The sequence below is a fragment of the Cocleimonas flava genome, from assembly GCF_004339015.1.
In the GTDB taxonomy this organism is placed as follows: Bacteria; Pseudomonadota; Gammaproteobacteria; order Thiotrichales; family Thiotrichaceae; genus Cocleimonas; species Cocleimonas flava.
Genome location: NZ_SMFQ01000002.1, coordinates 161,891 through 187,348 on the forward strand (window position 1 = coordinate 161,891; position 25,458 = coordinate 187,348).

20 protein-coding genes and 1 other RNA gene are annotated in these 25,458 nt (G+C 42.0%); 8 read left to right on the forward strand and 13 right to left on the reverse strand.

All coding sequences use genetic code 11. The features are described from left to right. Nucleotides 1-104: 104 nt before the first annotated feature. The 10 genes from mraY to EV695_RS00800 all read right to left on the reverse strand — a co-directional run bounded on the left by mraY (nt 105) and on the right by EV695_RS00800 (nt 10,255). Nucleotides 105-1,187 carry a phospho-N-acetylmuramoyl-pentapeptide-transferase gene (mraY, locus tag EV695_RS00755; protein WP_131904015.1) on the reverse strand — a complete coding sequence of 361 codons (1,083 nt, stop codon included), beginning with the start codon at nt 1,185-1,187 and terminating at the stop codon, nt 105-107. Beyond that, nucleotides 1,187-2,554 (reverse strand): UDP-N-acetylmuramoyl-tripeptide--D-alanyl-D-alanine ligase, encoded by a 1,368-nt coding sequence (locus tag EV695_RS00760; protein ID WP_131904016.1) that lies wholly within the window; start codon nt 2,552-2,554, stop codon nt 1,187-1,189. Before EV695_RS00760 ends, mraY begins: the two co-directional genes overlap by 1 nt. Then, nucleotides 2,554-4,026, reverse strand: a complete 1,473-nt coding sequence (locus EV695_RS00765; protein WP_131904017.1) for a UDP-N-acetylmuramoyl-L-alanyl-D-glutamate--2,6-diaminopimelate ligase — start codon at nt 4,024-4,026, stop codon at nt 2,554-2,556. Before EV695_RS00765 ends, EV695_RS00760 begins: the two co-directional genes overlap by 1 nt. Next, nucleotides 4,023-5,933, reverse strand: coding sequence for a peptidoglycan D,D-transpeptidase FtsI family protein (locus EV695_RS00770; protein WP_243651414.1), 1,911 nt, complete (start codon nt 5,931-5,933; stop codon nt 4,023-4,025). The genes EV695_RS00765 and EV695_RS00770 overlap by 4 nt, the downstream gene beginning before the upstream one ends. Continuing rightward, on the reverse strand, nt 5,926-6,339 hold the full coding sequence (gene ftsL, locus EV695_RS00775; protein ID WP_131904018.1) for a cell division protein FtsL: 414 nt from the start codon (nt 6,337-6,339) through the stop codon (nt 5,926-5,928). Before ftsL ends, EV695_RS00770 begins: the two co-directional genes overlap by 8 nt. After that, a complete protein-coding gene (gene rsmH, locus EV695_RS00780) occupies nt 6,336-7,280 on the reverse strand; it encodes a 16S rRNA (cytosine(1402)-N(4))-methyltransferase RsmH (RefSeq protein WP_131904019.1) in 945 nt (314 codons plus the stop codon). Before rsmH ends, ftsL begins: the two co-directional genes overlap by 4 nt. A gap of 13 nt (nt 7,281-7,293) precedes the next feature. Then, on the reverse strand, nt 7,294-7,749 hold the full coding sequence (gene mraZ, locus EV695_RS00785) for a division/cell wall cluster transcriptional repressor MraZ (RefSeq protein WP_131904020.1): 456 nt from the start codon (nt 7,747-7,749) through the stop codon (nt 7,294-7,296). Nucleotides 7,750-8,102: 353 nt separating this feature from the next. After that, a complete protein-coding gene (locus EV695_RS00790; protein WP_131904021.1) occupies nt 8,103-8,819 on the reverse strand; it encodes a hypothetical protein in 717 nt (238 codons plus the stop codon). A 262-nt stretch (nt 8,820-9,081) separates the two neighbouring features. Further along, nucleotides 9,082-9,439, reverse strand: an RNA gene (gene rnpB / locus EV695_RS00795) — RNase P RNA component class A. A 63-nt stretch (nt 9,440-9,502) separates the two neighbouring features. Then, nucleotides 9,503-10,255 (reverse strand): TetR/AcrR family transcriptional regulator, encoded by a 753-nt coding sequence (locus EV695_RS00800; RefSeq protein WP_131904022.1) that lies wholly within the window; start codon nt 10,253-10,255, stop codon nt 9,503-9,505. A gap of 174 nt (nt 10,256-10,429) precedes the next feature. On the opposite strand from EV695_RS00800, the gene EV695_RS00805 reads away from it, so the two are divergent. The 4 genes from EV695_RS00805 to EV695_RS00820 all read left to right on the forward strand — a co-directional run bounded on the left by EV695_RS00805 (nt 10,430) and on the right by EV695_RS00820 (nt 17,932). Continuing rightward, nucleotides 10,430-12,901: an acyl-CoA dehydrogenase gene (locus EV695_RS00805; protein ID WP_131904023.1), complete on the forward strand. Its 2,472-nt coding sequence runs from the start codon at nt 10,430-10,432 to the stop codon at nt 12,899-12,901. A 172-nt stretch (nt 12,902-13,073) separates the two neighbouring features. Continuing rightward, a complete protein-coding gene (locus tag EV695_RS00810) occupies nt 13,074-15,479 on the forward strand; it encodes a 3-hydroxyacyl-CoA dehydrogenase/enoyl-CoA hydratase family protein (protein WP_131904024.1) in 2,406 nt (801 codons plus the stop codon). Nucleotides 15,480-15,592: 113 nt separating this feature from the next. Beyond that, nucleotides 15,593-16,777: an acetyl-CoA C-acyltransferase gene (locus EV695_RS00815; RefSeq protein WP_207906913.1), complete on the forward strand. Its 1,185-nt coding sequence runs from the start codon at nt 15,593-15,595 to the stop codon at nt 16,775-16,777. A gap of 348 nt (nt 16,778-17,125) precedes the next feature. Next, complete coding sequence (locus EV695_RS00820; RefSeq protein WP_131904026.1) at nt 17,126-17,932, forward strand: SDR family oxidoreductase; 807 nt, start codon at nt 17,126-17,128, stop codon at nt 17,930-17,932. 64 nt (nt 17,933-17,996) lie between these two features. Here EV695_RS00820 and EV695_RS00825 read toward each other — a convergent pair whose 3' ends face one another. The 3 genes from EV695_RS00825 to rsmI all read right to left on the reverse strand — a co-directional run bounded on the left by EV695_RS00825 (nt 17,997) and on the right by rsmI (nt 21,012). Beyond that, nucleotides 17,997-18,899 carry a DUF2971 domain-containing protein gene (locus EV695_RS00825; protein WP_165874587.1) on the reverse strand — a complete coding sequence of 301 codons (903 nt, stop codon included), beginning with the start codon at nt 18,897-18,899 and terminating at the stop codon, nt 17,997-17,999. A 177-nt stretch (nt 18,900-19,076) separates the two neighbouring features. Further along, nucleotides 19,077-19,892 carry a TIR domain-containing protein gene (locus EV695_RS00830; protein WP_131904028.1) on the reverse strand — a complete coding sequence of 272 codons (816 nt, stop codon included), beginning with the start codon at nt 19,890-19,892 and terminating at the stop codon, nt 19,077-19,079. A gap of 253 nt (nt 19,893-20,145) precedes the next feature. Then, the gene (rsmI, locus tag EV695_RS00835; protein ID WP_131904029.1) at nt 20,146-21,012 is read right to left on the reverse strand and encodes a 16S rRNA (cytidine(1402)-2'-O)-methyltransferase; all 867 of its coding nucleotides are present in this window, start codon (nt 21,010-21,012) and stop codon (nt 20,146-20,148) included. Nucleotides 21,013-21,147: 135 nt separating this feature from the next. Between rsmI and EV695_RS00840 the strand changes: the two genes are divergently transcribed. The 4 genes from EV695_RS00840 (at nt 21,148) to EV695_RS00855 (ending at nt 25,412) form a co-directional block, all read left to right on the forward strand. Then, nucleotides 21,148-23,019, forward strand: coding sequence for a penicillin-binding protein activator (locus EV695_RS00840; RefSeq protein ID WP_131904030.1), 1,872 nt, complete (start codon nt 21,148-21,150; stop codon nt 23,017-23,019). Between the two features lie 38 nt (nt 23,020-23,057). After that, nucleotides 23,058-23,537 carry a YraN family protein gene (locus EV695_RS00845; RefSeq protein WP_131904031.1) on the forward strand — a complete coding sequence of 160 codons (480 nt, stop codon included), beginning with the start codon at nt 23,058-23,060 and terminating at the stop codon, nt 23,535-23,537. Between the two features lie 67 nt (nt 23,538-23,604). After that, complete coding sequence (argA, locus tag EV695_RS00850; protein WP_131904032.1) at nt 23,605-24,894, forward strand: amino-acid N-acetyltransferase; 1,290 nt, start codon at nt 23,605-23,607, stop codon at nt 24,892-24,894. Nucleotides 24,895-24,968: 74 nt separating this feature from the next. Next, nucleotides 24,969-25,412: a protein tyrosine phosphatase family protein gene (locus EV695_RS00855; RefSeq protein WP_131904033.1), complete on the forward strand. Its 444-nt coding sequence runs from the start codon at nt 24,969-24,971 to the stop codon at nt 25,410-25,412. The last annotated feature ends 46 nt before the right edge of the window (nt 25,413-25,458 follow it).

Here is a 25,458-nt window from a genome sequence, read left to right on the forward strand (position 1 = left end):
CTCTTTTCTCTCTTTGTTTGTATCTTGTTTTCTGTATGTCTGTGTAGAAGTTGTGATTAGTCACCCCCCTACTTACAGGCACTTTTTTAACCTATCTAAATCTCTTATCTAACTTTTAGTGTTGCCAAACCAACCAGCACCAACACGATGGTAATAATCCAAAATCGCACAATGACTTTTGGCTCAGCCCATCCTTTTAATTCAAAATGATGATGAATAGGTGCCATGCGGAAGATCCTTCTCCCTGTCAGTTTAAAAGATGCAACTTGCAAAATAACTGACACTGCCTCCATGACAAACACTCCACCCATAATAAACAGCACCAATTCCTGTCTAACCATCACAGCAATTATCCCCAGTGCCGCACCCAACGATAGCGCCCCTACGTCGCCCATGAATACTTGTGCCGGATATGTGTTAAACCACAAGAAACCTAAACCAGCACCAAAAATTGCACCACAGAAAATGAGAATTTCACCCACTCCTGCTACATACGGAATACCCAGATAATCTGAAAACTTAACGTTTCCGCCCGCTAAAACAAATACACCTAAAGCAGCCGCAACCAAAATGGTTGGCATAATCGCCAACCCATCTAAACCATCGGTTAAGTTCACCGCATTACTCGTACCAACGATGACGAGATAGCTCCAGGGAATAAACATCCAACCCATATTCCAGAACCAATCTTTCACCACGGGAAAATACAAGGTTGTTTCTACCGGCGTTTTTGCTGCTATATATAAATAGGTCACCGCGATAAAAGCAATTAACGACAAGCCGAGGTATTTCCAGCGTGATGCTAAACCTTTACTGCTTTTTTCTTTCAGCTTGAGAAAATCATCGTAACCACCGATTAACCCAGAACCTAAAGTGACAAACAGCGCGACCCAAACATAATGATTGGTCAGGTCCGACCACAATAGCGTTGCCAATACGATTCCTAATAAAATCAAAGCACCACCCATGGTTGGTGTGCCTGCTTTTACCAAATGCGTCTGCGGGCCATCGCCACGAATAGGCTGTCCCATTTTCAGACTTGTTAACGCTCGGATCATCCAGGGACCCATAAGCATCGAAACACCTAAGGCTGTTAACACACCCAGAATGGTACGAAACGTTGAGTACTGGAATACATTAAATCCCGAGTAGAATTGCGACAACCATTCAAATACTGGAAGCAACATTAGGCTGTCTCCCCGTATTCAATTGATAATGCTTCTACTGCTCTTTCCATTCGCATAAAACGCGAGCCCTTTATTAAAATTGTTGTACTGTCAGGAAAGTCATTTTGAAGATCTGTCTTTAATTCACTTAACAGATCATCCATCTCTTCAAAACTTTTGCCATTCTTGCCAAAACTATTACAGGCATTTGCACTGTAATCTCCTAAACAATACATATGCTTTATACCTACTGCTTTTGCTTTTTCGCCGATTTTTTCGTGCACTTTTTCAGGATTCTCACCAAGCTCACCTAAATCACCTAAAACGAAAACAGTGTTTTTTCTTTGCGCAAGCACATCGAGTGCCGCCACGACAGAGTCTGGATTTGCATTGTAAGTATCATCCAGAATCTGTGAGTTATTAATGCCAGCTACGGGGGCTAATCGCCCCTTAACTGGCAACATGGATTCCAAACCTTTGACAATAGTCTCTAGTTTGATCCCCAAAGCGGACGTTGCCGCCGCTGCCGCGAGTGCATTCATTGCATTATGACGACCGAGTAACTTGAGATTAGCCCTAACCTCGTTTTCACCCATTTTTATCATCAGACCCCCATCCGATAATAAACTGCCGCTTATTGTTGCTACATTATTAATGCCAAATGCTATGACCTCACGGTCTTTGTTGGAATCCATCCAATAATCCGCAAATGTATCATCTGCATTGATTACGGCGATTCCGTGAGTCCCCAACCCAATAAAAATTTCTCCTTTTGCCTGCGCGACACCCTCAAGGTTTATGAACCCCTCAAGATGTGCTGCACCAGCGTTATTCACAACAGCCACGTCGGGTTTTGCAATTGTTGTTAAGAATTCGATTTCACCAAAATGATTTGCGCCCATTTCGATAACAGCGAAATCGTGTTCTTCACGAAGTCGCAATAATGTTAACGGCATCCCAATATTGTTATTGAGATTACCCATCGTTGCTAATACCTTTCCTTGTTGAGATAGAATCGCAGCGATCATTTCTTTTAAGGTTGTTTTACCGTTACTACCCGTTAATGCGATCAAAGGCTTGGTATATTGTTGACGCCAGGCTGCTGCCAAATCCGCAAGGGCTTGCAAGGTATCTTCAACAACAATTTGTGGTAGATCACAATCTATTTTTTTACTGACTAACGCTGCACCTGCGACTCCTGTTAAATCAGCAACGAAATCATGCGCATCAAAACGCTCGCCTTTGATTGCAATGAATAATTGATCACTTTTCACTAGACGTGAGTCAGTCGCAACCGAATCAATCATCAAATCATCACCATGGAGGACACCCCCCACCTTTTGCGCGATTTCTGACAGACTTAAGAATTTATTAGCTGTTTGAGTCATTAAGCCGCTAGCTCCAGTAACACTTTATTAGCATGTTCACGATCACTAAACGGAATGCTACCAGTAGCCAGAATTTGTACTTTTTCGTGTCCTTTACCTGCGATAAGAACGGTATCCCCACGCTTTGCCTGAGTTAAGGCTTTACTGATTGCACTCGCACGATCATGTTCGATAACAGCGGCTGAAGGATTAATAAATCCTGCAACAATATCTTTCATGATTAACTCAGGGTTTTCAGTACGCGGATTGTCATCAGTCACAATAACCACATCTGCATTTGCTTCAGCGATTTGAGCCATCATCGGACGCTTACCTGCATCACGATCACCACCACAGCCAAACACACAAATCAGATTATTTTCGGTATGTTCACGCAATGCTTTTAAAACAGTTTCCAAGGCATTCGGCGTATGTGCATAATCCACAACAGCCAACACGTCTGAATCTGCTACTTTTTCCATACGACCCGCAACTGTTTCCACATGATTCAGTCTTGCAAGTGCCGACTCTAATGAATCACCTAAAGCTAACATTGCACCCAAAGCTGCTAATAAATTACTTAAGTTAAAACGCCCAAGCACAGATGCATTTAACTTAGCTTGTTTACCGGCAAAGTGAATATCAGCTGAAATGCCTTTATGTGTGAATTTCGCGTTTACTGCCACTAAAGAACCTTCAGGATAATCAGTTAACTGCCCAACACCATAAGCAATGACACCCCCCGACTTTAAGGCCATTTTTCGACCAAACTTATCATCAAGGTTTACAACAATTGCCTTTAATCCAGCCCAGTCAAACAGCTTTTCTTTGGCTTCTGCGTAAGCCTCAAGAGTCTTATGATAATCAAGATGATCACGACTAAGATTAGTAAGCACTGCCACATCAAATGCAACACCAGCCACTCGCCCTTGATCCAGAGCATGAGAAGAAACTTCCATTGCTACTGTTTTAATATTTTTAGCTTTCAATGCGACTAAACTTTCATGCACACTAAAAACATCGGGTGTTGTGTGCGTAGCAGTTTGCAAATCATCAAGCGAACCGATACCCAAGGTACCAATCACAGCACTGTCATTCATAGCCTGTGCGATGAAGTGACTCACACTGGTTTTACCATCAGTCCCAGTGATTCCAATCATATTAAGAGACTCACTAACCGAACCAAAAAAGCGATTCGAAATTTCACCCAGAAAATCTCGTAAATTGGTAATTTCGAATTGAGGTATATTTAATTCAGAAGACTCAGTGATACCGTCCTTTTCCCAGACTATTGCAGACGCACCTTGCTTCGCCACATCATTAGCGTAATTCAGACCATGTTGTTGAGTACCCTTAAGGGCAACAAACAATGTACCTGCTTTGGCTTCACGACTATCTAATGTTATTGACGTAATATCACACTCCAATGCTGGAGTTACTTGAGCAATACCTTCTAATAGAACAGATAGCTTTGTGGGAAAAAGTTTATTCACGCCTCTCCTTCCTTTTCAACAAATCCAGAAGGCCTGGGAGAGTCAAACGAAACCGGAATTGCTGATTTTGAAGGAGAGTGTGGTTTTGCCTGTTTTAACTGTGGTAAATCATCAGGTGCGATATCCATAATGCGCAGTGCATTCGTCATGATTTTTGAAAACAAAGGAGCAGCCAATCGTCCGCCACCCGCTTTTTCAACTTTAGGATCATCGATCATCACCGCAACTACCAAGCGAGGATTCGATGCTGGCGCTAGACCAATAAAACTAACGACTTTATTGTGCTTGCTATAGCGACCATTTATTAATTTATATGCAGTTCCTGTTTTACCTGCAACACTGTAACCGTCAATAGCCGCATTTTTACCCGTAGCGTCGTCTTGCACTACTGCAGTCATCATTTTCAGTACCGCATCAGCGTTTGCCTTAGACATAACTCGCTGACCAAGTGGCTGACTGTCTCTTTTATAAATACTCGCAGGATTTAAAATACCGCCGGTGGCAAATACGGTATATGCATGTGCCAACTGCAATAAACTTGCAGATATACCATAACCGTAACCATGAGAAGCCCTATCAACGCTTCCCCATTTATCGTAGTACGCTAATTTACCCTCTGTTTCACTAAAGAAACCTGCATCAGGTTTACGACCAAAACCAACGCGATTCAAAAATTTCCAATGCTCGCTAGATTTCATCAACAAAGCGACTTTGCTCGCACCAACATTACTGGACTTTGCCAGTAATTTAGAAAGAGTAATGGTTCCGTAGTTCTTAGGATCTTTGACGGTTACCTTGCCAATTTTGAGATTACCAGGAGAGGTTTCGATCGATACGTCTTCACCGATTGCCCGTGCCTCAAGTGCAGCAGCAATAGTAATAGGCTTTAATGTTGAACCTGGCTCAAATGCATCCACAACAGCACGATTACGATACTGATAAGGTTTCAGCGAGGTACGATTATTAGGATTAAAACCTGGCATATTCGCCATAGCTAATACTTCGCCAGTTACAGTATCTAATACAACCACTGAACCCGACTTAGCGTTTAATTTATAAACCTCACCTTTCAGTAACTTATAAGCCGCATATTGAATACGATGATCAAGACTCAATTGAACCGTTTCGCCCGGCACCATCGTTTCGATTTCTTCGATACTTTCTACTAAACGACCACGTCCATCACGAATAACTCTATTTCTACCAGAGTGCCCAGCTAATCGAGTGTTCATTGAACGCTCAACGCCTTCTATACCCTGATCATCAATATTGGTAAAACCAACGACGTGAGAAGTAGTTTCAGCCATTGGATAAAAACGACGATACTCTCGCTTAACACTTACCGCAGGAATTTGCAGATCTGCAATTTCTTGTGCCTTTTCAGGCTCTACATGTCGACCCAGATAATGAAAACGCTTGCCAGACATAGAGTCCAGTTTGCTTAACAGTGATCCTTCAGGCATCTCCAACAAAAGCTCTACACTCTTTAGCTTTGCATCCAGTATCTCTAGATCTTCTCTTGCCAATGCACCACTTTCATTCTTTTCTAATGCAATCTTTTTCATTGCACGTTTTGCATCTGCAAGCTTTCGAGGATCTATTGAAATCGAAGAAACAGGTGAACTGACAGCTAAAGCCTCACCATTTCTATCCACAATCATTCCTCTGTAAGGAGGAACAGTTAAGGTTCTTAATTGACGCTTACCTGCCTGTTTTTTCAACCAGCTTTGCTGAAATACATCGAGATATGCAGCACGCATCAACAGCACACAAATACCTGCCAACAATAAAAGCATGAGTATCAAGCGACGACCACGGTAAACGGGCGACACTATTGCTGAATTTCGTCTAGTAGACGCGCGGCTATTAACGTTGCGACTATTAGTGCTTTTACGCCTATTAGTCACTCAGACTTACCTTAGATAATTTATCGTGATCAATCATAGTTTGATTAGAAACCACAGCATCAACTACTGCTTGAGGCTCCCTAACAATTCGAATTTCTGACGCTTTAGGGATTTTCATTTTCAAATCCCAGCGAGCATACTGCTCAACACGAACCTGATTTAATGCAGTACCCTGCTCTAATTTCAAGCGACTCCACTGAGCAGCCAACTTGTCTCTTTCTTTTTCCAGGGTTTGTAATTTCATATAAGCAGTTCTTGACTCATGACGTTGAACCACGGTTTTAATAGCCACAAATACTATTGAAACGAACAGGATAGCCAATAAAGGCAACTGCCAATTAGTTACTGAATCTACAGTTACTTGTTTGTTAGTAGCATTTACATCAACCGGATCTTGAACACTCATTGCTTCTCTCCAATTCTCATAATGGCACTTCGCGAACGAACATTAACCTGCACTTCAGACTTTGAGGGCTTGATAGCTTTACCAATTGACTTCATTAAGGGAACTGACATTTTATCTTCCATAATAGGTAGACCACGAGGGAGCTGGGGAGCACTAGAGTGCAATTTCAAAAATCGCTTAACGATTCGATCTTCCAGAGAGTGAAAACTAATCACCACTAATCTTCCTTTGGTAGCCAAAAACTCTTTCGAGTTATCAAGACAATCAATTAAATCCTCAAGTTCACGGTTTATAAATATCCGAATAGCCTGAAAACTACGGGTTGCCGGGTGCTTTCCCGGTTCTTTTCTCTGTATTTTTTTGGGAATCGAAGATGCAACGATTTCAGCCAACTGTAACGTCGTACTGATTGGGGTAGCTGCTCTTTTCTCCACTATATTTCTCGCAATGCGTCGCGAGAGTCTTTCATCGCCATACTGATAGAGGACATTGGCAATCTCTTCTTCTGGGGCTTTGCCAAGCCACCCGGCAGCGCTCATCCCAACATCAGGATTCATACGCATATCGAGTTCGCCATCACGCATAAAACTAAAACCACGCGACGCGTCATCTAACTGAGGTGATGAAACACCTAAGTCCAGCAACAGCCCATCCATTTCTTGAAGCCCTATTTCTGCCAGAGCATCAGGAAAATCTTTGAAAGACCCCTGCCAAACAAAAACCCGCTTATCATCTTTATAAACTCCCTTCGCATGAGCGATGGCAAGCGGATCTTTATCTATCAACAACATTCGTCCGTTCGGACCAAGCTGTTCAATTACCTTTGCCGAGTGACCTCCTCGACCGAAAGTGGCGTCTATATAAACACCATCTTCTTTAATATTTAACGCTTCTACTGCTTCTTCTAACAGTACCGTTTCGTGTTTGAATTTATCTGACATGGGCTTCCCATCACTAGATTGATAACCCTTTTAGGGATTCGTCATTCTGAATATTAACCGGAGCAGACTCTCTCATATTTTCACAGCCCTGCTTCCAGGCATCCTCATCCCACAATTCAAACTTGTCGCCTTGACCGATCATGATTAACTTCTTTTCCATGCCCGCATATTCCCTTAAAGGTGATGCCAACATTATTCTGCCTTGTCCATCCATCTCAACATCCGATGCATGACCAATTACTAAACGTTTAATTTCTCGAGCAGCTTCAGAGAGATTCGGCAAACTTAAAATGTTTTGCTCTGTCTCAACCCATTTAGACATCGGATATAAAACCAGGCAACGAACACCATAATCCACTGTCAAAATCATCTGCCCTTCAAAATCAGAAGTTATCTCATCACGATACTTGGTCGGAATCGCTAATCGACCCTTCGCATCAAGATTTAAATTTGAGATACCTCTGAACACTTTCTTATTTAGTTCCTTATTAGAAGTTCAAACTCTGATTAAGTCATATTAACCACTATTTACCACAAATATACACTTATTTTCCCATATTACCACTTATTAACCACAAAACAAGCACTCTTTTAGGTAAGAAACCTCTTTAAAAGACAAGCAGTTAGAGGTATCGAGAAGATTTCGACACAAGATAGATTGGATTAATTTTCTTAATTAGATAGATACAAAGGAGATTCTAGATATTACATTAAGAGTGTATCTTTTTTGTTCGCCAAAAAGCGATATTGATGATATTTAGGGTGAGTTTTACCCGGATATCTAGATCATTAGATATCTGAAAGTACATAATTTTTGATTGATTAGAGAGCTTTACTATTTATTATAAAATTCAAACACTTTTTATCTTCTGTAATACCTGCATTCGAACCGTGATTCGCGCTAGCGCTCTCTTCGAAAACGACGTTATCCGCGCTGATAAGCAAATTCCCCCCATTTCTTAAGTAACACTCAAGATGATTAAACTCCTGCTGCGACATACCAGGTTCAACAATTAAAAACGGACAATAAGCGGGATTACACAACAATAAGTTGCCATCAATTTTCTGATACTTTAATCCTATTGGCCTGAGCGCTTCAGACAAACCGAAGTCCTCATTACCTTCTATCTGATCACTAATTTCAGGAAGACAGGCAACAGAATTACCGCCAGCCCCTTCATTTAGATTTGAAAAGGCTCCCCAGAGTAATTCCAAACGCGAACTATATGACCAACCTTTTCTCAGCATGCCAGATATTCTTTCAGGGAGTATCCCAATAATGCTGGAACCTACAGAGCCATAAACCACCATATCCAGATACGGCTCACTAGGCTGTATGATTTTGGGAGAAGAAGAGCAATCAAGAGAGGGTTTATCTGGAGCAACTTCCGAATAAAGGAACGTTAAGTTAGACAGTCGTCTTTTAATTCCTATATTTTGACACAGGATTGTCTGCTGATCGTAGTCACGACCGAGCAATGTTTCCGTCAAATTTAACAGCAAGGTTTCATCTGGGTCCAACGCATAGCTAGCGAGCATAACCATCTCCTTACAATGAGTAACATCGACTTTGATGCATAACTCACTATAAGCATTAACCATGCCAAATAACGACAAAAGGTAATTCTTGTTTAATAACAATAACTTAAAAGAAACGTAAAAGAATACAGCAATATTTCAAGAAAACTAATTGCAAACAATCAACTACTTTAAGTGTAAAGATTTGTCTCTACACTCAAGCTCTCAAGATATTGATTTCAATATTAATTTAACAACCCGAACGGGTATAAGAACAGATAAAAGTGTGAGTTGACCTATAAGCCGGGTTCTGTCGTGAACAATCATTCATCTGGATGATACGTCGCCGCACACCTCAAGCGATCTACCCGGATGCAGTGCGGGTACACACCTATTGCATCCCTATTTGATCTTGCTCCGGACGGGGTTTACCTTGCCACAAACTGTTACCAGTTGTGCGGTGCGCTCTTACCGCACCCTTTCACCCTTACCTCACTACCCGAAGATAATAAGGCGGTCTTCTCTCTGCTGCACTAGCCGTCAGCTTGCGCTGCCCAGACGTTATCTGGCGTCCTACCCTATGGAGCCCGGACTTTCCTCGATTCAGGACTAGCCTGAAGCGCGATTGCTCGGTCAACTCACGCGCGCAGTGTAACAAAGTACAAACAAAAGTAACGATAAATGTTAGACAGATTCAAGATAAATTAGACCTCAGCTATTACCGTCTTGCAGGGAGAGACTTCCTCAAGACAAGCCGCTCTATAAATTAGCTGCAAACAGCTATCCGCATACTCATCAACCGTCTGCTCGGCATTATGATATTTCCACGGCTTTAGATAACGTTCCTGAATCATCGAAAGCGCCATCGTCGCAACAAAACCAGATTTGTGACAAGCCTGTAAATCAGGAGATAATTTAGATATTAATTTATCCAGCTCCCCTACTTGGGCTAACTCTAGGTTCTTTGATTCTTCCTGATCTATTTGCGGCAGACATTTTGTTTCGAAATACAGGAAATTAAACCACGCCTGCATAATCGTCGATGCATAGAGATAACCTTTCACAAGCACTCTTAGGGCTTCCATAGGGTCTTCCTGCTCCCGCGACTCTTCAACGATATCTTCACAAATGAAAGCAACCACATCTTTTACTATAATAGCTATAGCATCTTTGCTTGAAATACTGGAATAAAGTCCTCCCATGCTCAAACCTGTTTCAGCAGAAAGGTCTCTAAGTGACATGGCATGAAAACCAATTTTTGGTGATATCAAAAAAGTCGCATTAAAGATTTTTTGCAAATTACGTATCGCAAACTTCTCTTTACTGACCTTAATTTTGTCCTTATTTCTTTCAAAGATCATTGAGTATAGACGATCACCTTTATATTCAAAGTGCTCTTCAAACTCTTTAAATGTAGTAAAGGTATGTTGCTGTATTTCAGGAGATGTCGATGACACGTATTAAAACCCTATTGTTATAAATAATAAAAAATGATCTAGAAACAAAACGATTATAGAAATGTTCTTGACAAAAAGCATACTACAGTCTTTAATAAAAAGCGAACGCTCGCTCTATTTTTAATTTGATGAGATAGAGTTCAACAATAAAAACTTAAATCAGGATTTTTTAATATGTTAAATCTTTTTCTTATTCTCATTGCTGTTGCAGGTTTTGTAGCCATCGCATATCGCGGTGACCGTATTATGTATACAAGTATCCTTGGTGCAGTATTAACACTGATCACACTTGTTAGTAGTGCGAGTGGCATTTTAACCGTGCTTTTTGCATTGATAACCGCAGCTACTTTGGTTTTCTCTCTTCCGGGTGTACGCACTAAGTTGATCTCGGCTCCGATGCTATCAATGGTACGTAAAATATTGCCGCCAATTTCAGAAACGGAACAAGAAGCTATTGATGCTGGAACTGTATGGTGGGACGGTGAACTCTTTAGTGGCAAGCCAAACTGGAATAGCTTACTGAGTGCAGCAAAACCAGAGTTATCAGAAGAAGAACAGGCTTTCCTGGATGGCCCAGTAAATGAATTGTCACGCATGTCTAATGCATGGAAGATCAACCACGACTGGAGCATCATCCCGGATGAGATCATCCAGTACGTACTCGATAATGGCTTCCTTGGGATGATTATTCCAAAAAAATACGGCGGTCTTGATTTCTCTGCAGTAGCACAGTCTAGAGTTCTACTTAAGCTCAGCAACACAGGCAGTGGTATTAGTTACCTAGTAGGCGTACCTAATTCATTAGGTCCTGGTGAGCTATTAATTAAATACGGTACAGAAGAGCAAAAAGAATATTACCTACCACGTTTAGCTAGCGGTAAAGAAATCCCATGTTTCGCGCTAACAAGTCCAACCGCTGGGTCAGATGCAACATCGATTTCTGATACTGGTGTGGTTTGTATGGGCGAGCATGAAGGTGAACAAGTATTAGGTATCAAACTTAATTTCTCTAAGCGTTACATTACATTAGCGCCAATCGCTACATTGATTGGTTTGGCTTTCCGCTTACAAGATCCTGATGGATTAATTGGTGATACAGAAGACTACGGTATTACTTGTGCCCTAATCCCACGCTCTACTCCAGGCTTAGAAATTGGCCGTAGACACTTACCAATTGGCGATGCGTTCTTAAACGGTCCTATAAAGGGTGAAGATCTGTTTGTACCACTCGATTCTATTATCGGTGGCAAGGAAATGGCCGGTAAAGGCTGGCGTATGCTGGTTAACTGTTTATCAGTAGGCCGTGCAGTGACATTACCGACAACAGGTCAGGTTATCAGCAAGCGTTGTACTTTAGGTACTAGCTCTTATGCCAACCTACGTAGTCAGTTTGGCGTTAACATCGCTAAGTTCGAAGGCGTACAAAAGCCCCTCGCACGCATGGCTGGTTTAACGTACATCATTGAAGCAGCAAGTATTCAGACGATTCAATCAATCGTTGATGGCAACAAGCCAAGCGTACCTTCGGCCATACTTAAATATCACTGTACAGAAATGGCACGTCAATGTGTGATCGACGCAATGGATATTCACGGTGGCAAGGCTGTAATGAAAGGTCCGGGTAACTATATCTCTTCATTATACGAATCAGTACCGGTTGCGATTACGGTAGAAGGTGCAAACATTCTTACGCGTAACCTAATGATCTTTGGTCAAGGTGCAATCCGCTCTCATCCTTATGTATTAGATGAAATGGAATTAGCACATGCAGAAGACAATCAGGAGACATTGAAGAAGTTTGATACAGTTCTGTCATCGCATATTGGTTATGGCGCGACAAACTTCGCTCGCTCTTTAGTACTTGGCTTAGGCTTCCCTGGCGCGAGTATTAAAGAAAACAAAAACGCTGATCCTTACTACAAGCATATCAATCGCTTAAGTGGCATCTTCGCTTTAGCTGCTGATGCATCAATGCTAAGTCTTGGCGCTAAGCTTAAGTTCAAAGAAAACCTATCTGCACGTTTAGGCGATTTACTCAGCACCTTATTCCTCGCGAGTATGGTACTCAAGCATCACAAAGATACTGGGTATAATGAAGAAGAATGGCCGATTGTTCAGTGGTCTTTAGATCACCTGTTACATGAATACCAGATAGCTTTTGATGAATTAATGGCTAACTTCCCGAACCGCGCTGTCGCATTCATGGTTAAGAAAGCAGCTTTCCCGATTGGCGGAGGCTTCAAAGCACCAACTGATAACCTTGAAAAGAAAGTGGTAGAAGTAATCAGCACTAACAATGCATCAAGAGATCGTTTAACTGACGGACTATATATGGAGCTTGAAGAGCTGAACCCACTGGCACAGGCAAATAAGGTATTCCTTGATAGTCTTGAGTTACAACCGTTACAGGCAAAACTCAAAACCGCTATTAAAGACGGCACTCTGCCTAAAACCTTTGGCCAGGAGTTATTAGATGCAGCTGTTAAACAAGCTGTTATTACGGCCCAGGAAGCTGAGCAACTAAGCAATCATTACGCGGATGTGATGGGCGTTGTGAACGTAGATGACTTTGACGAGTCTGAATTAATTCGTGTTGCTTACAAAAAACCAAGAGCCAAGAAAGCAGCTCTTAAAAAAGCAGTTTAATGGCTTAACATTGAGCGCTTCGTAAAACAGAAGCGCTCAATAAAAAAACCAGTGTAATCGGTGATAAAGAACATTAAAAAGTCACCCCCCTACTTACAGGCTGTTTTTTAAAACAAGAAAAATTGTAATAAATAAATAGTAGTTAAAGAAAACAATTAGGAGAAATTAAATCATGGCAGAGATTGCCTTTTCGGATATCAAGTTGATTAACAAGATACCAGTTATAAAGAAAGCCGCTATTCTTGGCGCAGGCGTCATGGGCGCTCAGATTGCAGCACATTTTGCAAATGCAGGAATACCAGCATTACTATTCGATCTACCTGCTGAAGGTAAAGACAAAAGTGCGACAGCGACCGGTGCGATAAAAGCACTTGCCAAACAAAAGCCAGAGCCACTTGCTCTAGGCCGTTTAAGCAAATTACTGACGGCTTGTAACTACGATGACGATCTAGACAAACTAGATGATTGTGATTTAATTATCGAAGTTATCGCAGAACGCGCTGACTGGAAAATTGATCTTTACAAGAAGCTTGTTCCGCATCTGAATGAGAATACCATTCTTGCGAGTAACACTTCGGGTATCTCCATAGAGTTATTGGCAGAAGGTGTTCCAGATCAGTTTAAAGATCAGTTCCTCGGCATTCACTTCTTTAACCCACCACGTTATATGCCTTTGGTTGAAATCATCGGCCATCCGGGCACACGTGCGGATGTAATGGATAATGTTGAAGCATTCCTGGTTAGTACATTAGGTAAAGGCGTGGTTCGTGCTAAAGACACCACTAACTTTATCGCGAACCGTATCGGTGTATTCTCAATTTTAGTCACGCTTTATCACGCAGAACGTTTGGGCATTAACTTTGAAACAGTTGATGAACTTACAGGCGCGAAAATCGGCCGTCCTAAAAGTGCAACCCTACGTACAGCCGACGTTGTTGGTTTAGACACACTACGTCACGTTATTAATGGCGTAGTTGATAACCTAAAAGACGATCCTTGGGCTGACCTTTTCAAAGTACCCGCATGGATGGATACGTTAGTTGAAAATGGCGCACTGGGCTCAAAAACCAGAAAAGGTGTTTACAAGAAAGAAGGTAAAGACATTCTCGTATTCGAACCTAAAGATGGTTCGTACCGCAAACGTAAAGTGAAAATTCCGGGTAAAGTTGAAAAAGCTGTTAAAGATTTCAAAAACCCGGACAGACTTGCAAACCTACGCAGTATTAATGATCCACACGCAGAATTCCTTTGGTGTATTCACCGTGATGCAATGCATTACTGTGCGCACTTATTAGAAGACATTGCCGATAACGCACGCGATATCGACATGGCAATTCGTTGGGGCTTCGGCTGGAAACAAGGACCTTTTGAAATCTGGCAGTCTGCAGGCTGGAATAAAGTTGCAGGCATGATCAAAGAAGACATCGCAGCAGGCAAAACTCCTTGTGACCTCCCTCTTCCAAATTGGGTTTCTGAAATCGATGCGATACACAACGAAGAAGGCTCATGGTCTGCGAGCGCTAATGCTTATAAAGCACCATCGTCTCTAGATGTATACAAACGTCAGCGCTGGCCAGAAAGTGTCGTTGGAGCAAAGAAGCCAGAACAAAAAACTATCTTCGAAAACGATGCGTGCCACTTCTGGCTTACGGATGATGATATCGGTGTTATTAGTTTCAAAACTAAAATGCACACCATCAGCGATCCTGTTTTAGAAAGCTTAAATCAAGCGCTTGATATCAGTGAAAAGCAATTACGCGGCATGGTTATCTGGCATCCAGATGCGCCATTCAGCGCAGGTGCTGACCTTAAGTCATTTATGCCCGTTGCCATGAAAAGCATGCTCCCAGGCAATAATGGTCTGGATGAGTTATTAGCGAAATTCCAGGCTACATTATGTCGCCTGCGTAAATCTAATGTACCTGTCGTTTCAGGTGTTCAAGGACTAACACTGGGTGGTGGTTGCGAAATGATGATGCAAACCGACCGTGCAGTAGTCGCATTAGAAAGTTATATCGGTTTAGTTGAAGTCGGTGTTGGTTTAATCCCTGCAGCGAGTGGTTGCATGGAATTCGCACGACGCGCCAGCATTGCAGCCAAAGGCGGTGATGTATTTGAAGGCATCAAAAATGCGTTCGAAGTTATCGGCATGGGTAAGGTTGCGACCAGCGCACATCAGGCAAAAGACTTCGGCTTCTTACGTGAAACCGACATCATTGTGATGAACAAAGACGAAGTGCTTCACACTGCACTAGCTCAAGTTCGCGCATTAGATGCAGCAAACTACAGACCACAGCCAGAGCTACCGATTACAGCAGCAGGTCGTGGCGCCATTGCCAATATCAAAGCAGCGATGACGAATATGCACGCGGGTCAGTTTATCTCTGATTACGATATGGAAATCGGCGTAAAAGTGGCAGAAGCATTATGTGGCGGTGATGTTGATACTGGCACACCACTGACTGAAGAATGGTATTTACGCAAAGAGCGCGAAGGTTTCCGTAGTCTAATCAAGAACCTTAAAACGCATAAACGTGTTAAGCACATGCTAGATACTGGCAAGCCGCTACGTAACTAAAAATGCAACTGTAAAGCATACTCATTAATAAAAATGACACCCCCCCTACTTATAGGCACTTTTTTTAGTGATCGAATAAGTAGGGAGGCTAATAAGATAGGAAGATATTAAAAATGACAGAACAAGCATATATCGTTGCTGCAAGAAGAACCCCAGTTGGTAAAGCGCCACGTGGTGTTTTTAGCACAACTCGACCAGATGATTTACTGGTTCATGTATTAAAAGGCGCAATCGAAGATTGTGGCGGATTAAAAGGGCAACAAATCGATGACCTCGTTATCGGTTGTGCAATGCCAGAAGCAGAGCAAGGTCTCAACGTCGCACGGATCGCAGGATTACTTGCGGGATTACCTGAAAGCGTACCGGGTTACACCGTCAACCGTTTTTGTGCATCGGGACTTCAAAGTGTTGCGAATGCAGCAGATCAGATTCGTTTGGGCGAAGCGGATATCGTCATCGCAGGCGGTCTGGAATCAATGAGCATCGTGCCGATGATGGGCCACAAGGTTTCAATGAACCCAGCAATCTTTGAGAACGATGATGTTGCGATTGCCTACGGCATGGGAATCACCGCAGAAAACGTCGCAAAGAAATGGAAAGTTAGCCGTGAAGCGCAAGATGAATTCGCACTAAACAGCCATTTGAAAGCACTAGCCGCTCAAGAAGCTGGCCACTTCAATGCAGAGATACTGCCGTTTGAAGTACAACAACACGTACCGGGCGCTGATGGTACCGTACAAATTATCAAGAAAATGGTATCTGCAGACGAAGGACCACGTGCAGGCAGTACGCTTGAAGGTCTTGCAAAGCTACGTCCTGTATTTGCTGCAGAAGGCAGTGTAACGGCAGGTAACAGCTCACAGATGAGTGATGGCGCAGGCGCAGTGGTACTGATGAGCGAATCTAAAATGAAAGAGCTTGGCCTAGAGCCACTAGCACGTTTCGTAGGTTACTCCGTTGCAGGTGTTCCACCAGAAATTATGGGTATCGGGCCGAAAGAAGCGATTCCAAAACTACTCAAGCAAACAGGCGTTAGCTTAAATAGCGTTGACTGGATCGAGCTTAACGAAGCATTCGCAGCTCAAGCACTTGCGGTAATGCAAGAAGTTAACCTAGACCCAAGTAAAGTAAACCCACTTGGTGGCGCAATCGCATGGGGACATCCTTTGGGGGCAACTGGCGCAGTGCGTACCGCGACTATGGTTCATGGTTTGCAACGCACTGGCGGATCACATGGCATGGTTTCTATGTGTATTGGAACAGGAATGGGAGCGGCAGGGCTGTTCGAACGTTGCTAAATTGTTTTTGGATTAAAATGGCTTGAATCTCCTACCTTCTCCTTAAAAACTCGCAAAATAGTCATACTATTCTGCTCGCTTTTATGAAGAAGGTAGAAAATTACGCTCATTTTTCTCTCAACAAATTCGGATATAAAGATATACCTACATAAGAACACTAATTAGTAAAAAGCGTAACACGCAAAGTGGCGGGGGGGATTTTCTTCTTGCCGAACCTCGCCACTTTGTTTTTTATTTCTGTTTTTTTATTCATGCTTACTTTGTGTTTATTCATTTATAGTTTATTCATATAAGCATTCAATTCGCTGTATTCTCTTCGTTTAACAAAAACGTTTAAAAAGGCTAACTATGACCAACCCTCTAAAGTTTATTGATAAAACCGTATTCGTTGCTGGTGGCACCAGTGGCATCAATTTTGGTATTGCGGAAAACTTCGCAGCTTGCGGTGCAAATGTCGCTGTAATGAGCCGATCAGAAGACAAGGTCAATGCAGCCGTTGAAAAACTCCAGAGTTATGGCACTAAGGCATTAGGCTTTTCAGCCGATGTACGCGATTACGATGCCGTTGCAAACGCACTTGCAGAAACCGAAAAACTGTTTGGTAAAATTGATGTATTGATATCCGGTGCGGCAGGTAACTTTCCCGCAAAAGCCAGCGATATGTCACCCAACGCCTTTAAATCAGTAGTCGACATTGACCTGCTTGGTAGCTACCACGTATTACGTGCAGCCTACCCTCACTTGAAAAAGCCTGGGGCATCAGTCGTTAATATCTCAGCGCCACAAGCATTTGTACCAATGCAATTACAATCCCACGTATGTGCCGCCAAAGCAGGCGTTGATATGCTAACGCGCGTTCTTGCGATGGAATGGGGCGCAGAAAAAATCAGAGTCAATTCAATCGTACCTGGTCCGATTCAAAACACAGAAGGCATGGCGCGATTAGCCCCTTCTGAAAAAATGATTGATGCCGTAAAGCATTCAGTACCGTTACAAGAACTAGGCACTGCAGACGATATCGCCAATGCAGCGATGTTCTTATCATCACCAATGGCAAGCTACATCAGTGGCGTGGTATTACCTGTTGACGGTGGCTGGTCACTGAATGGCGCGGGACAGATGATGGATACTTTGGCTCGGCAGTTGGCTAAATAAGAAATTTCAAAAAAAGTACTCATAAGTAGGGGGGGTGACTATTGATTGTATTAGTCTCCTCCCCTTAGACTTCTTTTAAATCTAAAGTAGTACCTCCTTCAACTCTAACAACCTGATAAAAAACAACTTTATTATCAATATGCTTTTTGCATAAAAATTTATACCTCTCTATGTCTTTCGGTATACATTTCAAACCAAACACTATTCTCGACAACTTTCCTGGCAAGGGGTATGTTCCAAATTTTTCTCTCATGTATCTCCATTCTTTTTCATACCTCCAATCATTAGTTTTTGTGAATAGTACCGATTGAATTTGAGAATCATTTATTTCGATACGGTTTTTTAACTTTGTCTGACCATATTCATCTATATAATAATCTAGTGCGTTCTTAAGACCTTTTGATAAATCAACTTTTAACGCTTGATCTGAGTACTTCACTGGCTGGAAATACTCTTCATTAGATAAATCAGAACCTTCATTGGCATCAAACCCGTATGCAAGTCCTTTATGGTCTTCTCCATAATGAGACCACATAAGCATATTAAGAGGGTCTTCAGAAAGACTAAATATCCCAACCTTATCTAAAAACTTAAAAAGGGAATTAGTCTGTCCTTTAGGGTCACTAAATCCATTATGCCCAATACTATGGTAAAAATTATTCGCAACTTTGTATTTTTTATCTAAAGTTTTTGCTTTCTTTATTTTATTTAGTAGTAACTTTATTGATCTTCCTTGAATACTAAAAAAACTTTCACCGCTTACATGACTTTGATTAGCAGCCATAACAAATCCAGTGAGTTGATTAGTTTTTATTTTGTCGATATGGCCTTTTAATTGAGCATCAGTAAATGCTGGTATATCACATTCAAATGGGTCATTTAAAGAACTTGGTTTAGCCGCCCATATTTCTTTTTTAATAAGAAAATTCTCAGTCCATTCACTGATTCCGCGATATTTATAATACATCTTGCGAACACTCCTTAACATAAAGCAGTTAATCAAACGAACCTATCAAGAATATCCATGGAGGTTTCTAAAAAAATACGACGAACTTTATTAGATTACTAGTAATTAAATACCGATAGTATTGTCGATGCTCTATTTCTTAGATAGCTTTAGATTAAAAGTTCTTATTGATTATTATTAAACTCGAATATCGTAACCTGCACTTTTAAGTTCTTTAATAATTGCATAACCTTGTGCATCGATTGAGTCATCTACTTTTTTGTATACAAGCCCAGCAAGATCACTTGGAATGGAAACCTCACCTTTATGAAGACAACAAACTCTAGAGCGCCCCAATTTACCTATAAAATAGCCAAATTCAAAAATAACATTTGGTCTAGCTCGATATTCAGTAATTCTAGAATCCTCATCAACATCTATTTGATCTGTAGTCATTGATATTTCATCTGGAGTTAAAAGTATAAAAGCAAACCCAACATCACTGTTCTCTTCGAACTTTTCTATAACAGTATTACCGTTATCAGCTTGTCTATGTAAAACCACTGGTTCCAAACCAATTTCATGGATAAATCGTTCAACATCTGCTTTCAACTGAGAATCATGACCATGAACAATGAATACTTTGTTCGATAAAGCAGGAGAAGAGTTTTCACTCTCTTCTAACTTCAGTTCACCATATAGATCTTCGATAAGTGCACTTTTCGTATTATCTAAAGCTGCTAATAAAGATGATTTAACTTCTTCAAATTTCACAAAATAATTTCCAGAAGTACCAATATTGACAGCTTTATATGCTAGTTTCACCGCTGGAGAATCACTTGCCATTGATCTATCTATTATGTTTTTAACTCTAGTTTTCCATTCTAACCACTCTGGAGTATCATCCCCTCCAAATTCACCTGGATAAGATTCATTTGGATAACAAAAGTTCTTCTCAGTAAACTCTTCTCCAACTTCAACTAGTTTTTCTATTACTTTGATCTTACTATCCATAATTGCCTTGGTTCACGAAAAAACATATAACTGTCTATAAGAAAATCCATTTCCGTTTTTCAATACTTTTATTAGGTTTACTCCCTGTTTATTGTCTTACTAAAGCAGTCCATAAGTATTAAATTACATAAGTATGTCAGGTTTTTTTCTATTTTCACTATTTATTTATTTGTTATAAAGAAGTGCCTAAAAGGTGGGGGGGTGACCTATTGAGAAAATTGAATAGGTCCCCCCCCTACTTATAGGCTATTTATTACTTACCTTTCAACTCCATCGCCATACGATACAACTCATTCTTCTTTCTACCCGTTATCTTCGACGCTATTGCAGCGGCCTGTTTAACTGGTAATTCATCCAGCAATATGGTGAGTAATTCTTCACTCGAACTATTAATTGCATCGCTGTCGGTTTCTTCTTCGTGTCCATCGACCATTAACACAAATTCGCCTTTTTGATGCATAGGGTCTGCATTTATCCAATCCAGCAAACCTTCTAAGTCACCACGGAATACTTGTTCGTATAGTTTGGTTAATTCGCGCGCTAGTACGACTTTTCTCTCTGCGCCAAAGATGGTGTGCATGGCTGCGATGGTGTCGTCGATTCTATGGCTGGATTCGTAATACACCTGAGTGCGGGTTTCTTTGGCATTGGCTTGTAATGCTTTGTTTCTGCCAACTGATTTAGCCGGTAGAAAGCCTTCGAAGGTGAAGCGATCTGTAGGTAAGCCTGCGATTGAAAGTGCGGTGATTATGGCACTCGCACCCGGGATGGGTTCTATTCTGTAATTCTCTGAGCCCAACTCATTTACCAAGTGATAACCGGGATCACTTATCAGTGGTGTCCCTGCGTCGCTTACGAGCGCGATGTTCTCACCTGCATCTAACCAGTTTTTAATCTGTGCAATTTTGTGTTGTTCATTATGATCATGCAGTGCTTGCAGATCGGCTTGAATGCCGAAATGCGTGAGTAACTTACGCGTATTTCGGGTGTCTTCAGCACAGACTTTATCGACCTTTTTTAAAGTCTCGATAGCGCGATGTGTAATATCACCCAGGTTACCAATGGGGGTCGCTACAATATATAAAATTCCGCTGTTCGTGTCTGTGTTTTTTGTTGTCATTAATGATATTCTTACTTGAAATTGGGTAAATATTGTACATTTTTAAAAACGTGCTAGCTAAAATCAAAGTGCTAAGCAAGTAATGTACACGCTAAAAAATACAAACTAAATAAAGCATATAAATGGGGATTTATTATGAAATGCAAATTGGCTAAAACCAAGAAACTGAGCTTGTTACCAGTCTCATTACTTTTTGCCGTTGTGGTTCTAGGAGGCTGTGCCTCGTTACCAAATATTGTACCGCAATTACCTTCACCCCGAGCTGATAATTACTCTTTGCCTGCGGGTCAGGATATTGGTCGTGCGAATGCTTTTTTAACTCAGGGTAAAAAACGTGAAGCGGCGGCGGCTTATTTTGAAGCATCTAATAATTACCGTTCGCCAGAGCGCGAAAGACTGATTTTACAAGCCGCTGAACTTGCAGCGGTATTAAAAGATACGCCACTGACACAACGCTATTTAGCTCCGGTTAATTACGCGAATTTAAACGCTGAAAATCAGGCGCGTTTCCGCTTTACCCAGGCACAGCTTGCGTTAAATGATAATAACTACCGCGAGACATTACGCATTCTGCCACAGCGTGTGAATACCTTGCCGATGGAGCTTGGCACTAAAATCTTGAATGCGCGTATGAGTGCGGCGCAATCGAGCGGTGACAAACTGGCATTGGTGCAAGAGTTAGTGCTGCAAGAGTCTAGCCTTAAAGAGCAGCATCAGATTGATCTTAATCACGATCGTATCTGGAATCATGCGCAACAAATCCCTAATTTTCAGCTGGATGAAGGCATCGGCAGAATCAATCATCCTGTACTCAAAAGCTGGTTGACGCTGGCGAAGCTTGGAAAAATTTCAAAGAGCAATACTGCGAGTGCTAAGACGTCTCTGCGTGGTGATACGGCTAAATGGTTACAACAAAATCCGAATCACCCCGGTAAAAGTAAAGCGATTGAGTTGTTGAATGTTGTGCCATCAACGACGGTTACGCCCTACCAGACTGATGCTACAACAAGCACAACGAATAGCACTGTTGCCGCTGCTAAACCAAGTCAATCAAGCAGCTCTAAAAAACAAATCGCGGTGCTTTTACCGTTAACCGGCAATCTTTCTGGAATCGGTAAAACCTTGTTGAGCGGGATTCAGGATGCGCACAAGTTGAACCCTAACAACAGCGAATTAAAAGTGCTGAATACGGCAAGTGGCAGCATTGATGGCATTTACAGAACGGCATTAAATGGCGGCGCTCAAACGGTCATAGGACCATTCATTAAACCTGCATTGAGCAGCTTATCGAGAAGCACGATTCCTGTGCCTACGATTGGCTTGAATTACGTCGAAGGCTTACAGAATACATCTGGCAATTTATACCAGTTTGGCTTATCACCCGAAGATGAAGCGAGACAGATTGTGGATTATGCGATGAGTAAAGGTTTACAACGCGTAGCTATCTTAACGCCAGATTCTGACTGGGGTAATCGCCTACACGATGCAATGCGCAGAGCGACGATTGAGAAACAAGGCAAGGTTGTGATGAGTGAAAGCTTCCGCAATAGCGCGATTAGCTATGCAAAACCCGCAGAGAGTATCGGCGCACGCGAAAACGAACTTGATGCGATTTTGGTGGCTGCATCTCCGACTCAAATAAGACGTTTATACCCTGATTTACGCCAGAAGATTCGCGCATTGCCTGTTTACGCAACATCGCATGTATACAGCGGTTTGCCAGACACGGATAAAGACTCTGTTCTGGAAGGTTTAGTCTTCACCGAAACGCCTTGGGTACTGGATAGCGCAAGTCGTCAAAATTCTGCATCTAGCGCCTTCCCGCGTTTGTATGCGATGGGTATGGACGCTTACAAGCTTTCATCAAGCACTGAATCTCTTAAAGCCTACGGCAGTACTGTTAGTGGCAAAACAGGAACGATTAGCCTTGAGAAAGATGGAAGCTTCCATCGTAAATCCGGTTTAGCGCGATTCAATAAAGGCGTGGCGATGCCATTTGGCGGTTAGGTGTATCAATACGCCAATAAGCAATTAATGACACGCTAATGCCAAAGCAATTATCTTTATTTGCGAAGCAGTTGAATAAGTTAAAGTCGCTGAAATCTGGTGTAACTAATCCTGCTAAAAAGCAACTGACGGCTAAACGCAAAAAAGGCAATCTGGCGGAAGAGATCGCCTGTGACTATTTGCTTAAAAAAGGGCTGATTCTCAAACAGCAGAATTTCAATACACCTGCGGGTGAGGTTGATTTGATTATGTTAGATGCTAGAACCGGCAATAATAGCAACTCCGATGAGACACTGGTTTTCATAGAAGTGCGCTACCGTAAAAATGCAGATTTTGGTGGAGCTGCCGCCAGTGTCACACCAAAAAAACAGCAACGAATCATTAAAGCCGCCCTTGCCTATCAGCAGCAGAATGCGCCCCAATCGTCTATGCGTTTTGACGTGGTTGCTATAGAAGGCGATAATATAAACGATAACCCGAAAATCGACTGGATAGAAAATGCTTTCAGTGGTTTTTGAATGTGAAAATAAAACGTAGATAAATACGAAATCGATAAGCAAATAATGAACAGCAACGTTAACTTTTATGAATAACTCGCGCATCGACTTCCTCAGGGAAGCGGCACCTTACATCCACAAACATCGTGGCAAAATTTTTGTCATCGCCTTTGCCGGTGAGGTTATCGAGAACGAGAAATTTTCACAACTCATTAAAGATATCGCGATCCTGTCAGCGCTTGGCACTCAAATTGTTTTGGTTCACGGCGCACGTCCGCAAGTCGATAGACATCTTCAAGCACTCGATCATGATATTCAAGTGGTTGATGATATGCGCGTGACTGATAGCGTCACTCTGCAAACAGCCAAAGAAGCCATTGGCGCATTGCGCGTTGAGATAGAAAACCAGTTGAGCCATGCACTGAGCATGCCACCTGTGGTGAATGAAAGCCTGGGTGTGCTATCGGGTAATTTTATTACGGCACAACCGTTAGGAATTCATAACGGTACTGATTTTCAACACACCGGAACGGTAAGAAAAATCAACGCCAAGCTGATCAAACAATTAACCGCTGCAGGAAGTATCGTTTTATTGTCATCACTCGGGTTTTCACCGTCTGGAGAAGCGTTCAATCTACGCTATGAAGATGTGGCAAGTTTTGCCGCAAAATCCTTACAGGCTGACAAACTGATCTTTATCCATGCGGATGCGGCAACCCCTACACTCGATATAGACTTGCAACAACTGGATAGTTTTATCGAAGCGAATCCGGAGCAAAGTCGTTTGCTCAACCACATTAAAGCCGCAATGAATGATGGCGTTGAACGCGTCCATCTGGTCAGCACCGAAACCAAAGATGGTTTGTTGTTAGAGATTTATACACGCGATGGTATCGGCACCATGTTTAACGCCAGCCAGTATGAAAATATCCGTCAAGCAAAAATCGAAGACGTCAGCGGAATTATCGATGTGATCGAACCGCTGGAATTAAAAGGTGCCCTAATCAAACGTTCTCGCGAACAGCTGGAACTAGAAATCGATAAATTCAGCGTCATAGAACGCGATGGAAAAATCATCGCCTGCGCAGCCTTATATTTAATCGCAAATACCAATATGGGCGAACTCGCCTGCCTTGCCGTTCACCCAGATTATAAAGGCGGAGAACGTGGCGACAGACTGCTGAAGCGCATTAGTCAGGAAGCGATGAATCGAAAACTCAGTCAGTTGCTGGTTTTGACAACCCAATCGATAGACTGGTTTAAAGAGCGTGGGTTTGAACCCGGCGAGGTTGAAGATTTACCTGATCAGAAAAAGGCGCTGTATAATTTTCAGCGAAAGTCGAAGATTCTATTGAAAGAATTGTTGATTAAAACCTGATACTCGCCTTTCTTTAATATATTTAAATAAAGCCACCCTTGCTTATCGGCACTTTTTAATGGAGTAACGTGAAAATGACTACTAAAGACATTTTTAACTTCATCCAGATTTCTGATGTTATCAGCACGTCAGGCCAACCTACCCCTTTCGAATTCGAAGTTATTGCGGATGCCGGTTTTCAGCACGTAATAAATCTTGCCATGCATGATTCAGATAATGCCTTACCCGAAGAAGGTAGTTATGTAGCAGAAGCAGGAATGAACTACTTTCATATTCCAGTCCCGTTTGATGCCCCAACGATAGATCATCTCCAATTATTTCTTAAACAAATGAGCATTTTAGAAGGTGATAAAATCTGGGTGCACTGCGCTTTAAACCATAGGATTTCAGCTTTTATGCAGCACTACCAACGCAGTGTAATGCATCGAACTGATGATGAGATTATCCCAATGGTATCCAGCTGGGAGCCTAGTGAAGTTTGGCAGGAATTTATTAAGCTTGATTTAAAGGATGACTAATTAAAAAAAGGCCTATATACACGCAAAGTTCTAGTATCTCCTTTCA